13 protein-coding genes and 1 pseudogene are annotated in these 14,064 nt (G+C 59.4%); 9 read left to right on the top strand and 5 right to left on the bottom strand.

Annotated features, from left to right (window positions below):
- Positions 1-142: 142 nt before the first annotated feature.
- The 4 genes from ACA067_RS30510 to ACA067_RS30495 form a co-directional block, all read right to left on the bottom strand.
- Complete coding sequence (locus tag ACA067_RS30510; RefSeq protein WP_497459780.1) at positions 143-559, bottom strand: DUF3010 family protein; 417 nt, start codon at positions 557-559, stop codon at positions 143-145.
- A 32-nt stretch (positions 560-591) separates the two neighbouring features.
- Positions 592-915 (bottom strand): helix-turn-helix domain-containing protein, encoded by a 324-nt coding sequence (locus ACA067_RS30505; RefSeq protein WP_497459779.1) that lies wholly within the window; start codon positions 913-915, stop codon positions 592-594.
- Positions 899-1,153: a type II toxin-antitoxin system RelE family toxin gene (locus ACA067_RS30500; protein WP_497459778.1), complete on the bottom strand. Its 255-nt coding sequence runs from the start codon at positions 1,151-1,153 to the stop codon at positions 899-901. The genes ACA067_RS30505 and ACA067_RS30500 overlap by 17 nt, the downstream gene beginning before the upstream one ends.
- Before the next feature lie 215 nt (positions 1,154-1,368).
- Positions 1,369-1,770, bottom strand: coding sequence for a lysozyme inhibitor LprI family protein (locus tag ACA067_RS30495; protein ID WP_497462869.1), 402 nt, complete (start codon positions 1,768-1,770; stop codon positions 1,369-1,371).
- 235 nt (positions 1,771-2,005) lie between these two features.
- Here ACA067_RS30495 and ACA067_RS30490 point away from each other — a divergent pair, with 235 nt between their 5' ends.
- From ACA067_RS30490 to ACA067_RS30450, 9 genes and pseudogenes are all read left to right on the top strand, one after another.
- Positions 2,006-2,983 carry a dipeptidase gene (locus ACA067_RS30490; protein ID WP_008033250.1) on the top strand — a complete coding sequence of 326 codons (978 nt, stop codon included), beginning with the start codon at positions 2,006-2,008 and terminating at the stop codon, positions 2,981-2,983.
- 78 nt (positions 2,984-3,061) lie between these two features.
- Positions 3,062-3,592: a DUF5943 domain-containing protein gene (locus tag ACA067_RS30485; RefSeq protein ID WP_128874052.1), complete on the top strand. Its 531-nt coding sequence runs from the start codon at positions 3,062-3,064 to the stop codon at positions 3,590-3,592.
- A 15-nt stretch (positions 3,593-3,607) separates the two neighbouring features.
- Positions 3,608-5,668, top strand: a complete 2,061-nt coding sequence (gene dgcA / locus ACA067_RS30480) for a dimethylglycine demethylation protein DgcA (RefSeq protein WP_497454366.1) — start codon at positions 3,608-3,610, stop codon at positions 5,666-5,668.
- A gap of 163 nt (positions 5,669-5,831) precedes the next feature.
- Positions 5,832-7,784 (top strand): dimethylglycine demethylation protein DgcB, encoded by a 1,953-nt coding sequence (gene dgcB, locus ACA067_RS30475; protein ID WP_497459777.1) that lies wholly within the window; start codon positions 5,832-5,834, stop codon positions 7,782-7,784.
- The gene (gene etfA / locus ACA067_RS30470) at positions 7,784-9,004 is read left to right on the top strand and encodes an electron transfer flavoprotein subunit alpha (RefSeq protein WP_497459776.1); all 1,221 of its coding nucleotides are present in this window, start codon (positions 7,784-7,786) and stop codon (positions 9,002-9,004) included. The genes dgcB and etfA overlap by 1 nt, the downstream gene beginning before the upstream one ends.
- Positions 9,005-9,019: 15 nt before the next feature.
- Positions 9,020-9,790: an electron transfer flavoprotein subunit beta gene (gene etfB / locus ACA067_RS30465; RefSeq protein WP_497459775.1), complete on the top strand. Its 771-nt coding sequence runs from the start codon at positions 9,020-9,022 to the stop codon at positions 9,788-9,790.
- Positions 9,791-9,915: 125 nt separating this feature from the next.
- A complete protein-coding gene (locus tag ACA067_RS30460) occupies positions 9,916-10,482 on the top strand; it encodes a GNAT family N-acetyltransferase (RefSeq protein WP_497459774.1) in 567 nt (188 codons plus the stop codon).
- Positions 10,483-10,582: 100 nt separating this feature from the next.
- Positions 10,583-11,584 carry an RHS repeat-associated core domain-containing protein gene (locus ACA067_RS30455; RefSeq protein WP_497459773.1) on the top strand — a complete coding sequence of 334 codons (1,002 nt, stop codon included), beginning with the start codon at positions 10,583-10,585 and terminating at the stop codon, positions 11,582-11,584.
- A 721-nt stretch (positions 11,585-12,305) separates the two neighbouring features.
- Positions 12,306-12,434, top strand: a pseudogene (locus ACA067_RS30450) (metallophosphoesterase); the annotation flags it as partial.
- Positions 12,435-12,562: 128 nt separating this feature from the next.
- On the opposite strand, the gene gbca reads toward ACA067_RS30450, so the two are convergent.
- Entirely contained in the window at positions 12,563-13,858 is a 1,296-nt protein-coding gene (gene gbca / locus ACA067_RS30445) for a glycine betaine monooxygenase oxygenase subunit (RefSeq protein ID WP_497459772.1), read from the bottom strand.
- Positions 13,859-14,064: the final 206 nt, after the last annotated feature.

Below are 14,064 nucleotides of genomic sequence, written 5' to 3'. Positions count from 1 at the left end.
GGAAAGTTCCAATATATGCGCTTGGCTTTGAGCTTGTTAACTGTCATAAATGACAGGTTTATGTCTGTTTATGAGCAGCAGTGGGTGACGGTGCAAGACGGCGCCTGTGGGTGGGGCGCCGGTTGGATCTATTCGAATTTGCTTACTTCTTCATCAACGCCGAACACGCTGCCTTATAGGCCTCATGCTGATACTTGTTCAGCGTTCCCGGCAGGTCGAAATTGTGCTTTTTGGCCTGGGCATTGATGGTCTGCGGCGACAGCAGTGTCACCTCGCAATTTTCCAGCAACTGGAAAACCCCTTCGATCTTGAACGTGGTCGGGCCACCGGCAAACTCGCCTTTCTTGCTGCGTTTCTTGATCGCGATCCGATCGATGGAATTTTCGCGCACAAACGACGCCACTTGAGCAGCAAACACTTTGACGTTCGCCGCCTCGTCGTCATCGTCGAGGGCGATTTTCTTTGTGGCCAGGGCGACGTGACTCAGCACCTGATCCTCGAGGGAGGCCATTGCGATAATCGCTTCGCTGCCTTTGATTTCGATGCCGCAGATGTTCATTTCAATCCCTTTTCCTGATGCTGGCGTTCAGCTTACAGCTCTAGTTGGTTGGCGGTGATGCCAAATGCCGCGGCGATTTTCTCACGGGTCGCCTTGCGAGGCTTGGCGACGGTTTCTTGCTGGGCGAAGGCCGGCTGGGAAATGCCCATGCGCCTGGCCACTTCATCCTGTGTAAGGTTCAGGTGTTCGCGCCAGGCCCGAATAGGCGTTGCGCCGTCGACGATGCGACTGACCACCGCATGGGGAATCAGTTCGGGCTCAATCTTCTGCGCCACGTATTGCGCATAGGGGATGACCACGAACGCAGGGTTTCCGTCTGCGTCGTTGATGATTTGAACGTCAGTAGGTGCGTTCATCGCATTTTTTTACCTCTTGAATACTGATCACTTTAATTGCGCCGGCCCAGTCGAACATGACCCGATAATTGCCCACACGCAGACGATAGGAGCAGTCATGACCAACCAGTGCTTTGACATCGGCTACATCAGGCATGCCAGCCAGCACCGTGACGGCATCACGTACCTGGATCTGATGAGCGGAGTGCAATTTCAACAGTTGCTTAACGGCCTTTCGCGTCCAGTGGATACTGTTCATAGGAGAATATAAGTCTTTTATAAGATTTTCCAATCTTTACTTATAATATGACAGCGTCCAACCAACAAACCATGTCGGCATGTTGCCCGAATAGTGTGGTCAGTCGGGGGGGGGGCGGGAGGGCCGTTGTAGTCTCAGTAAACCGATGTTGTAGGAAGGGACCTTCTCGAGGTTGAAAGCTGACAATAGAGCCAGCTTCCGACAGGCCATCAGGATTACTCCTGCCCGATCGACTCCAAAAACTCCGACCGTTCATCACTCACCCGCGCCACGCAATCATTTTGCGCAATGGTGAACGCCTTGCTGCCACTGGTCGCCGGAAACGCCTCGACCGCGCAATCCGCATCCCGGGTCTTCAGCCACTGTTGCTGGGCCGTCTTTAGTTTGGCGGTGATATCGGTCAATTGCGCCGGGTTCTTGCCGTAGAGCGTCTGCATGCGCTCGGTCAGGCTTTTGTAGTTTTCACTCAGCAGATCTTCGGCTGTGGTTCTGCTGTAGGCCGAGCATTCCAGGGTCTGAATTTCGTTTTCGACGGCGTCGCAGGGGTTGTCGTCGGCCTCTTCAGCCGCCTGCGCGCCAGTCGCTATCAGTGCCAAAGCCAGGAAGATCGATTTCATCGCGTCGCCGCCCTTAATCCAGTGAAAAATCCAGTGATGCGATGGATTCTGGCGTAAGCGGCCGGGCTTGAACAGGTGGCTTATCCGGCCGGTTGACGACCCTTTGTCGCGGATTGACGCTTTCGGCAATTCCCCTGTCGTTTTTGCACCCGGCTGCCAAGGCACTGAGGCATATGCTGGCCCCAAAGCGCCGGCACACGATTCGGCGCATGAATCGCTAATAGGGGACAGCCTGATGAGCCCAGCCGAACTGCACGCCGACAGCATCGTTATCGACGGGCTGATTATTGCCAAGTGGAACCGTGAGCTGTTCGAAGACATGCGCAAGGGCGGTCTGACCGCAGCCAACTGCACCGTGTCGGTGTGGGAGGGCTTCCAGGCCACCGTCAACAACATCGCTGCCAGCCAGAAACTGATCCGCGAGAACAGCGACCTGGTGATTCCGGTGCGCACCACCGCCGACATCCGCAAGGCCAAGGAGCAGGGCAAGACCGGGATCCTGTTTGGTTTCCAGAATGCCCACGCCTTCGAAGACCAGATCGGCTATGTCGAGGTGTTCAAGCAGCTGGGCGTCGGTATTGTGCAGATGTGCTACAACACCCAGAACTTGGTGGGCACCGGCTGCTACGAGCGCGATGGCGGCCTGTCGGGTTTCGGTCGTGAGATCGTCGCCGAGATGAACCGCGTCGGGGTCATGTGCGACCTGTCCCACGTCGGTTCGAAGACTTCCGAAGAAGTGATCCTCGAATCGAAGAAGCCGGTCTGCTACTCCCATTGCCTGCCGTCGGGCCTGAAAATCCACCCGCGCAACAAGTCCGATGAAGAGCTTAAGTTTATTGCTGACCACGGCGGTTTCGTCGGTGTGACCATGTTCGCGCCGTTCCTGGCCAAGGGTATCGATTCGACCATCGACGACTACGCCGAAGCCATCGAATACACCATGAACATCGTCGGCGAAGACGCCATCGGCATCGGCACCGACTTCACCCAGGGCCATGGCCAGGACTTCTTCGAATACCTGACCCATGACAAGGGCTACGCCCGCCGTCTGACGAGCTTCGGCAAGATCATCAACCCGCTGGGCATCCGCACCGTCGGCGAGTTCCCGAACCTGACCGAAACCCTGCTCAAGCGCGGCCATTCCGAGCGCGTGGTGCGCAAGATCATGGGCGAGAACTGGGTCAACGTCTTGAAAGACGTCTGGGGCGAATAAGCCGCCACACCTCTGAATCCTTTCCCCCGGCCGTCCGTGCCGGGGGCGACACCAAAATTTTTCTGGAGTTAAGTTTCCATGGCCAAGATCGCCCCGCAATTACCCATCGAAGTCGACAGCGAAACCGGTGTCTGGACCTCCGATGCCCTGCCGATGCTGTACGTACCGCGCCACTTCTTCGTCAACAACCACATGGGCATCGAGGAAGTGCTGGGCGCCGACGCCTACGCCGACATCCTCTACAAGGCCGGTTACAAGTCCGCCTGGCACTGGTGTGAAAAAGAAGCTGAATGCCACGGCCTGGAAGGCGTTGCGGTGTTCGAGCACTACATGAAGCGCCTGTCGCAGCGCGGCTGGGGCCTGTTCAAGATCCAGGACATCGACCTCGACAAGGGCACTGCCAGCGTCAAGCTCGAACACTCGGCGTTCGTCTACGTGTACGGCAAGGTCGGGCGCAAGGTCGACTACATGTTCACGGGCTGGTTTGCCGGTGCCATGGACCAGATTCTGCAAGCCCGCGGCAGCCAGATTCGCACGGTTGCCGAACAAGTCTACGGTGGCTCCGAAGAAGGCCACGACGACGGTTTGTTCACCGTCAAGCCGTTGTAAGTTGAGGATCCCGCCATGGCTTTCGAAGCAATGTTCCAGCCGATCCAGATCGGCAAACTGACCATCCGCAACCGCGTGCTCAGCACCGCGCACGCCGAGGTCTACGCGACCGACGGCGGCATGACCACCGACCGGTATGTCAAGTATTACGAAGAGAAAGCCAAGGGCGGGATCGGCCTGGCGATTTGCGGCGGTTCTTCCGTGGTGGCCATCGACAGCCCGCAGGAGTGGTGGAGTTCGGTGAACCTCTCCACCGACCGCATCATTCCGCACTTCCAGAATCTCGCCGACGCCATGCACAAGCACGGCGCCAAGATCATGATCCAGATTACCCACATGGGCCGTCGGTCCCGTTGGGACGGCTTTAACTGGCCGACGCTGATGTCGCCGTCGGGCGTGCGCGAGCCGGTGCACCGTGCCACCTGCAAGACCATCGAGCCGGAAGAAATCTGGCGGGTGATCGGTAACTACGCGCAGGCCGCTCGCCGGGCCAAGGCCGGGGGCCTGGATGGGGTCGAACTGTCCGCTGTGCACCAGCACATGATCGACCAGTTCTGGAGCCCGCGGGTCAACAAACGTACTGACGAATGGGGCGGCAGTTTCGAGAATCGCATGCGCTTCGGCCTGGAAGTGCTCAAGGCCGTGCGGGCCGAAGTCGGGCCGGATTTCTGCGTCGGCATCCGTCTGTGCGGTGACGAATTTCACCCGGACGGTTTGTCCCATGAGGACATGAAACAGATCGCCAAGTACTACGACGATACCGGCATGCTGGACTTCATCGGCGTCGTGGGTTCGGGTTGCGACACCCACAACACCCTGGCCAACGTGATCCCGAACATGAGTTATCCACCGGAGCCGTTCCTGCACCTGGCGGCCGGTATCAAGGAAGTGGTCAAGGCTCCGGTGTTGCACGCGCAGAACATCAAGGACCCCAATCAGGCGACCCGTATCCTGGAAGGCGGTTACGTCGACATGGTCGGCATGACCCGCGCCCACATCGCCGACCCGCACCTGATCGCCAAGATCAAAATGGGCCAGATTGACCAGATCAAACAATGCGTCGGCGCCAACTACTGCATCGACCGGCAATACCAGGGCCTGGATGTGTTGTGCATCCAGAACGCCGCGACATCCCGCGAGTACATGGGCCTGCCGCACATCATCGAAAAGACCACTGGCGTGAAACGCAAAGTGGTGGTGGTCGGCGCCGGCCCTGCCGGGATGGAAGCCGCGCGTGTGGCCGCCGAGCGTGGCCACGACGTCACCTTGTTCGAGAAAAAGGAATTCATCGGCGGGCAGATCACCACCGCTTCGAAAGCACCGCAACGGGACCAGATCGCCGGTATCACCCGCTGGTATCAGCTGGAGCTGGCGCGGTTGAAAGTCGACCTGCGCCTGGGCGTGGCGGCCGATGCGCCGACCATTCTCGACCTGCGTCCGGACGTGGTGGTGCTCGCCGTCGGCGGTCATCCCTTCCTGGAGCAGAACGAGCACTGGGGCGCGGCTGAAGGCCTGGTGGTCAGCAGCTGGGACATCCTCGATGGCAAGGTTGCACCGGGCAAGAACGTGCTGGTCTACGACACCATTTGCGAGTTCACCGGCATGTCGACGGCCGACTTCCTGGCCGACAAAGGCAGCCAGGTCGAGATCGTCACCGACGACATCAAGCCCGGCGTGGCGATTGGCGGTACATCGTTCCCGACCTACTACCGCAGCATGTACCCCAAAGAAGTGATCATGACCGGCGACATGATGCTGGAGAAGGTCTACCGCGAAGGCGACAAGCTGATCGCGGTACTGGAAAACGAATACACCGGCGCCAAAGAGGAGCGGGTGGTGGACCAGGTGGTGGTCGAAAACGGCGTGCGTCCGGATGAAGAGATCTACTACGCGATGAAGGAAGGCTCGCGCAATAAAGGCCAGATCGACGTCGAAGCCTTGTTCGCGATCAAGCCGCAACCTTGCCTGGAACAGAGCGGCGACGGCTACCTGCTGTTCCGCATCGGCGACTGCGTGGCGCAACGCAACATACACGCGGCGATCTACGACGCACTCAGACTGTGTAAAGACTTCTAACGGCTTGCACACAACCCTGTGGGAGCGAGCTTGCTCGCGAAAGCGGTGGGTCAGTCGACATCGATGTTGAATGTCAGTCCGCCTTCGCGAGCAAGCTCGCTCCCACAGTGACCGAGTAAGGCATCTCGACCTGCAAGACCCGAGGTCTTTGGGAGCAACACCTATGTTGAACACCCTTCTTCCAATCCTGTTGTTCGCTGCCCTGGGCCTGGCTGTCCTGGGCGCGTTGCGGCGGGTGGCTATGTGGCGCCGGGGCCGGGCTTCGAAAGTCGACCTGATCGGCGGCCTGTTCGCCATGCCCAAGCGCTACATGGTCGACTTGCACCATGTCGTCGCGCGGGACAAATACATCGCCAACACTCACGTCGCCACGGCTGGCGGTGCGGTAGCGTCGATTGTGCTGGCGATCCTGGTTCACGGTTTCGGCCTGCACAATCGCATTCTCGGTGTTGCCCTGTTGATTGCCTCGACGGTGATGTTCGTCGGTGCGATTTTCATGTTCCTGCGTCGTCGCAACCCACCGGCTCGCCTGTCCAAAGGGCCATGGATGCGTCTGCCGAAAAGCCTGTTGGCGTTCTCTGCGAGCTTCTTCCTGTTGACCCTGCCGGTGGCCGGTATCCTTCCGGAAAACTTCGGCGGCTGGGTGGTGGCTGCGATCCTCGGCGTCGGTGTGCTGTGGGGCGTTAGCGAACTGTTCTTCGGCATGACCTGGGGCGGGCCGATGAAGCACGCCTTCGCCGGTGCTTTGCACCTGGCCTGGCACCGTCGCGCCGAACGCTTTGGTGGCGGCCGTTCCACAGGTTTGAAACCGCTGGACCTGAACGATCCGACCGCACCGCTGGGCGTGGAAAAACCCAAGGACTTCACCTGGAACCAATTGCTCGGCTTCGACGCCTGCGTGCAGTGCGGTAAGTGCGAAGCCGCGTGCCCGGCATTCGCTGCCGGCCAGCCGCTGAACCCGAAAAAATTGATTCAAGACATGGTGGTCGGGCTGGCCGGTGGCACCGATGCCAAGTTTGCCGGCAGCCCGTATCCCGGCAAAGCCGTTGGCGAACACGCCGGTAACCCGCATCAGCCGATCGTCAACGGTCTGGTCGATGCCGAAACCCTGTGGTCCTGCACTACATGCCGTGCCTGCGTCGAGGAATGCCCGATGATGATCGAGCACGTCGATGCCATCGTCGACATGCGCCGTCATCTGACCCTGGAAAAAGGCGCGACCCCGAACAAGGGCGCCGAAGTCCTGGAGAACCTGATCGCCACCGACAACCCGGGCGGCTTCGCCCCGGGCGGGCGGATGAACTGGGCGGCGGATTTGAACCTGAATCTGCTCAGCGAGAAGAAATCGGTCGACGTGCTGTTCTGGGTCGGCGACGGTGCCTTCGACATGCGCAACCAGCGCACCCTGCGTGCCTTCGTCAAAGTGCTGAAAGCGGCCAAGGTCGACTTCGCGGTGCTGGGGCTCGAAGAGCGCGATAGCGGTGACGTGGCCCGACGTCTGGGCGACGAAGCGACCTTCCAGCTGTTGGCCAAACGCAATATCCAGACCCTGGCCAAATACAGCTTCAACCGCATCGTCACCTGCGACCCGCACAGCTTCCACGTGCTGAAAAACGAGTACGGCGCCTTCGATGGCAACTACCTTGTGCAGCACCACAGCACCTACATGGCGGAAATCATCGATGCTGGCGCCCTGAACCTCGGCCAGCACAAAGGCAGCAGCGTGACCTATCACGACCCGTGCTACCTCGGCCGCTACAACGGCGAATACGAGGCGCCACGCGAAGTACTGCGCGCCCTCGGGATTGAAGTGAAAGAGATGCAACGCTCCGGCTTCCGCTCGCGCTGCTGCGGCGGTGGCGGCGGTGCGCCGATCACCGACATTCCAGGCAAGCAACGGATTCCCGACATGCGCATGGATGACATCCGCGAAACCGGCGCCGAACTGGTGGCCGTGGGTTGCCCACAATGCACCGCGATGCTCGAAGGCGTGGTTGAACCCCGTCCGCTGATCAAGGACATCGCCGAACTGGTTGCGGATGCCTTGCTCGAAGACGCTGCCCCGAGCAAACCGAATGCACCGGCCAAACGTGAAGAACCTGCGGAGGCCCACTGATGAGCGACATTATCCGCCGCGATCCACGCGCCGAATGGATTGCCCGCAACCGCCTGCATCCACTGCATGCGGCGATGCAACCGGTGCAACACAGCTGGATGGGACCTAACGGCATCATCCGCAAGAATCCCCATGGCATCGGGTTTATCGGTCCCAACGGCATCAAGCGCATCGACCGCAGCGGCGCTCAGCAGGGCGGGACGAGCAAACGCTCGGCCGCGGTTGAAGTGCAATTGCCGTTGCATCAGGTGCCTGCACCTGCGTTTTACATCAGCGTGGTGCCGGACATGGTCGGTGGCCGCTTGAGCAGCCATGACCGCGACCTGCTCGGCCTCGCGCATCAACTGGCCGGCAAGGACGGAGCGGTATTGGCCGTGGTCTTCGGTGAACACAAGGAAAATGCCTTCACCACCGCGGGCGTCGATCGCTTGCTGGTACTCGATGGCGATGAATTTAGCGGTTATGCACCGGAACAACGGGTCCAGGGCCTGCGGGCTGTGGATAACCAGTTCAGCCCGCGTCACTGGTTACTGCCTGACAGTCGCACCGGTGGCGGCGAACTGGGCCGACGCTTTGCCGCAGCACTGGGCGAACGCCCGGCCACGCGGGTCTGGCAGGTCAAGGATCAGGCGTGCATCGGTCGAGCAGGTGCAGGATTGCAAGACCTTGCGCGCCCGGTGGCGCGCTTGATTCTGGCCGCCGTCGAATGCGCCGAACCGGTTAGCGAAACCCGTCATGAGGCGTTGCCGGTGGAGTTATCCACAACCATCGCGCGCAGTTTGTCGCGCATCGAGGATCTGGGCGCGGTGGCGGTGGACCCGGCGGCAATTCCGATGGCCGAAGCGGAATTCATTTTCTCCGGCGGAAACGGGGTCAAGGATTGGAATTTGTTCCACCAGACCGCCGCCGCCCTTGGCGCCACCGAAGGCGCGTCCCGCGTGGCGGTGGACGATGGTTTCATGGCTCGCGACCGTCAGGTCGGCGCGTCCGGCACCTGGGTCACTGCGCGGGTCTACGTGGCCGTGGGGATTTCCGGGGCGATCCAGCACCTGCAAGGCATCGGTGCCTGCGACAAGGTGGTGGCGATCAACCTCGACCCTGGCTGCGACATGATCAAACGGGCCGACCTGTCGGTGATCGGCGAGAGCGCCGATATTCTTCAAGCCTTGATCGCGGCGGTAGAGGCTTACCGCAACGAAGCCAGGCGCGATGCGGCTTAAGGGAAGGAAAGGGTTATGAGCACGAAAATCATCAGCCTGGTGTCCATCGGCGCCCACCCGACCTCCGGCCGGCCGCGTCGTGCGGAGCAGGACGCGCGGGCGGTGGAACTGGGCCTGCAACTGGCTGGGGACAACCTGCAAGTGCTGCATGCCGGCGACGTCGCGGAACCGGCGTTGCGCGCCTATTTGGGCATGGGCCTGGAACAGTTGCATGTACTGGAGCAACCTTCAGGCGCCGATGCGCTGCCCGCATTGACCGCCTATTTGCGTGACGCCGGGGCTCAGGTCGTATTGACCGGTAGCCAGGCGGAAACCGGTGAAGGCTCTGGCATGCTGCCGTTCCTGCTGGCGGAAAGTCTTGGCTGGCCGCTGGTGGTGGGGCTGGCCCAGGTTGAATCCATCGACGGCAGCTCGGCGCTGGTGCTGCAAGCCTTGCCCCGGGGTCAGCGTCGTCGGTTGAAAGTGCGGTTGCCGTTTCTCGCCACTGTGGATAACGCCGCGCCGAAGCCTCGGCAGAGCGCCTACGGCCCGGCTCGGCGTGGCGTGCTGCAGGCCGACGACGTTGAAGTGGTCGATGATGAGTTACTGGCTGTTGCGACGCTGCAACCGGCCAAACCACGGCCCAAACGCCTGAAGGTGATCAAGGCCAAGAGCGGCGCGGACCGGATGAAGGCGGCCACGGCCAAGGCCAGTGGTGGTGGGGGGCAGGTGCTCAAGGGCGTGACCGCGCAAGCGGGCGCTGAGGCGATTCTCAAGTTGTTGATCGAAGAAGGCGTCGTCCGCTAACGGATAACCAGCACACATCTAATCATGTGGGAGCGGGCTTGCTCGCGAAGACGGAGTGTCAGGCAACTTCGATTGCGACTGACACACCGCCTTCGCGAGCAAGCCCGCTCCCACAAGGAAAAATAATGACTGTTGAATTTCGTTCGGCCCTGCGCGCGGATGCGCGGGAGATTGCTCGCTTGTTTCAGATTTCATCGGAAGGCGCGGCGAATTACATCTGGAGCCAACTCGCGCAGCCCGGCCAGGACTTGCTGGATGTCGGTGCCAGTCGCTACGCCCGTGAAGACGTCGATTTCTCCTACCAGAACTGCCTGATCGCGCAGGCCGGGGGCGAGGTCATTGGCATGATGCACAGTTACGTGATGCGTCACGATCCGCTGGCGGAGCCGACGACGGACCCGGTCCTTGCGCCCTACGCGACGATGGAAATCCCCGACACCCTTTACATCTCCAGCCTGGCGCTGCATGAGGGCTGGCGCAACCAGGGGTTGGGCAAGCAATTCCTCGCCTACGCCTACGACCGTGCCAACCAGCTCGGCCTCAATGGCTTGAGCCTGATCGACTACGCCGCGAACACTGGCGCCCGCCGGTTTTATGAGCGACATGGCTTTCGTATCGCCGATACCTGCCAGATAACGCCGCATCCGATGATTCGGGTGACGGGTGAGGCGTATCTGATGTATCGACCTTAGGCTTGGTATTTGCGGTTTTTCTGCACCGGATTTGGGGGCGACCCTAGCAGAACTGCTAGTGTCGGTTTTTCTGGTGGTTTGTTAGGTTAATGGACAGGTGATGCCCGCTTACCCTGAGCGGGCTGATCACTCGACCACCCCGCGAATTTGCCGAAACACTGCGGGTCAATTACGTCGCAAAAGGACGCTGTCGATGCCCGCTCCTCGTCAAACCCAAGGTTTTGTCCGCGCTCCTTCGGCGGCCTTTTCGCGAACCCTGTTGCTGGCGCCGGATCTGCAACAGACGATCCTCGCTGAACTGGATAGCGGTGGGCCGAATCGTTTCGCTTATACCCCTTATGGTTCGCACAGCAGCCCGTTTGCGGCACAAGGTCGGCTTGGCTTCAATGGACAGGTAAGAGAGCGGCCTACCGATTGGTATCACCTTGGCAATGGGCACCGTACATATAGCCCAGTGCTGATGCGCTTTCATAGCCCGGATCGGTTAAGTCCGTTTGGTAAGGGGGGATGGAATGCGTACGTCTATTGCAAGGGTGATCCGGTCAACTTCGAGGACCCCACAGGACAGTATGGTGAAGCGATTGCCCGATTGATTCAGCTTTCGGCAACTACCGCCTTGCATGCAGGAATAGTAACGACCAACCTGGTGGGGGCCAAGGCAGCCGGCTGGATGTTGCACGCTGCGCGCATGAGTACGGTTGCATCTACGACTGCTATCGTCGGTACTGTTGGGCAACTGGCGGGCTGGCCTGCTGCCGTTTATGTTTCAAACGTTGCTACTACGGTATCTGCGATGGCAACTATGGTCCGATATGCTCCAGCGATTACCAATGGTTTTCGCGCAGGTACGTTGTGGGCAACGGTCAGAAGCAACTTGAGGAATTTGGCCTGGGGAACAGCCTTTCCGAAACCACAGACGGTAACCTCTCCACCCTCGCCAGGCAGGGGAGCTGCCGAACACGTTGACATTCCTATGAGTCTTGTTCCCCTAGCGTCCCCTGCTTCACAGGCTACCGCGTCGACTGGACAGACCCTCAACGGGACTGCAATCCGACGCGGCGGATCGCTGGACCCGGCAAACAGCCGTAGAAAGAGTATGTGAACGTTTTACCCACAAACCCTGTTAGCGCTTCTGTGGATAACATGTTCGCCCTTCGCTGCACCCCATGTAAAACAAGCCCTGCAACCCCTCGTATAAAAAACAACCAGCCTAACTCACGGTTTTCTCGAGCTTTTTCCAGAGGATAACTTTACTGGCCCATCCATACTTGCCCCCAATCTCTGTTGGTGCATCTGTGGATAAGATGTTTGCTGTCGGCTACAGGCCATATAAACCGGGTTTCTCAAGCGTCTGATTAAAAAACAGCCAAATCACCGTTTTGTTGTGGAATATCCGGCGTAAATCCCGATTTATCGGGGTTTCTCATGGTTTTCCACAGATCAGCCATAGTTGCCCCCAAAGTCTGTTGGTGCTTCTGTGGATAAGGTGTTCGCCATCCTCTGGGGGTCAGGTAAACCGTGGCTTGCAGGCTTTAGATCAAAAAACAATCAATAGTTGTCAAGAACCCTTGTTCCCGATAAGTCACGGATTTTCTTCGCATTCTGTGAATAAAATTTCCACCGATTCCACACTTGTCCCCATTAGCTGTGGGTGGAGTTGTGGATAACTTGTTCGCCAAACCCTGCAAGCCACGTTCCGCATAGGCCTGAACGCAATAGATCAGATTTCATACAGTTCCAAGGCCCTTCTTGACTTCAACCCGTCACCTATTTTCACTCCCACGGCACCAGGACAGCCGTCACTTATCCACATCCGGTTCAGGCAGAACGCGTGGGATGAGGCGTACCCTGATCGGGTGTTGAATGGTTATGTGAAAGTGCGGTTGGTGGGGGAGAGCATTATCGAGGCGTTTATTGGGGAGGATGGCAGTGTGCGGTGGTCTTCCAGTTGATCGGGTGAATGTAAGGCCGCTTTCGCGAGCAAGCCCGCTCCCACACTTGATCTGCGTCGTTCACAAAACTTGTGTACGCCACCGATCCACTGTGGGAGCGGGCTTGCTCGCGAAGCTTTTGATCTTGATCAGCCTTGAACCGGAACGCCTTTGAGGTAAGGCGCTGGCTCAGCCCCAAGATTATTCAGCAGCCGCTCGCTATACCAATCCACAAAGTTCACCACACCAAACTCATAGGTCTTGGAATAAGGCCCTGGCTGGTACGCCGTGGAGTTGATCCCGCGCTGGTTCTCTTCCGCCAGGCGACGGTCCTGGTCGTTGGTCGCATCCCAGACCTGGCGCATGCGCTCCACGTCGTAGTCCACGCCTTCGACCGCGTCCTTGTGCACGATCCACTTGGTGGTGACCATGGTTTCCTGCGCACTGATCGGCCACACCGTAAAGACGATGATGTGGTCGCCCATGCAGTGGTTCCACGAGTGCGGCAGGTGCAGGATGCGCATCGAGCCCAGGTCCGGATTCTTGATCCGGCCCATGAGTTTTTTGCTGCCGACTTTGCCGTCGATGGTCATCGACACGGCGCCCTTGAGCAGCGGCATGCGCACGATACGGTTACGCAGGCCGAAGCTGGCGTGAGCGTAAGGAATCTTCTCTGCTTCCCAGGCGGCAGCGGAGGAAGCCACGTGGTCCTTGAACGCCTGGTCGGCGCGTGGGTCGGTGACGTCGTCCCATTCCAGCAGGGTTTTCAGCAGTTCCGGGTGCGAGGCGTTGCAGTGGTAGCACTCGCGGTTGTTTTCCAGCACCAGCTTCCAGTTGGCTTTTTCGAACAAGGTGGTCTGAATCGCCACCTTGGTGTTCTCCATGTCGTAGGGTTCCATGTAATGGTTCAGTGTCGACAGGAAGTCATCGATGGCCGGCGGGTTCTCCGACAGGCTGATGAAGATGTAGCCGCCGGCAGTCTTCACATTCACGGGCTTGAGGCCGTATTGCTTCATGTCGAAGTCGGCGCCCATCTCGGTGCCGGCGAACAGCAGGCGACCGTCCAGTTCGTAGGTCCACTGGTGGTAGTGGCAGACCAGCTTGGCAACCTTGCCCTTTTCACTGGTGCACAGCCGCGAACCACGGTGGCGGCAGACGTTGTGGAACGCATGCACCACGCCTTCGGCGCCGCGAATCACGATGATCGGGTTTTTGCCGACTTGCAGGGTCAGGTAGTTGCCCTTGGTCGGGATCTCGCAGGTCATGCCGGCGATCAACCACTCTTTCTGAAAGATTTCCTGCATGTCGATATCAAACAGCCGCTCGTCAGAGTAAAACGGCTGCGGCAGCGAGAAAGTACGCTCGCGCTCTTGCAGCATCTGCGCGGTGGCCTTGCGTGCGGGTTCCAGCGGATCGCCCAGGCTGATTTTTGCGGTGACGTCCATCGATTTGATCCTCAAGGCCATTCTGTGTGGCCGGCGAAAGTGGCTAATCAGGTTTGCTACGCAAGGTGTAAAGAAGCTGTCGTTGTATGGGGCGAGTGTGGGGCCGGCGCTGTCCGGAACCTTATCCATGGGCGACATGGCCCAATCTGTTCCCGACGCGCAACCCCCGGTAGTTGGGGGCTGGTCGCGATAAGTATGTGAATGTC

The sequence above is a fragment of the Pseudomonas sp. LBUM1674 genome, assembly GCF_059695635.1.
This window is presented reverse-complemented; position numbering and strand designations above follow the sequence as displayed.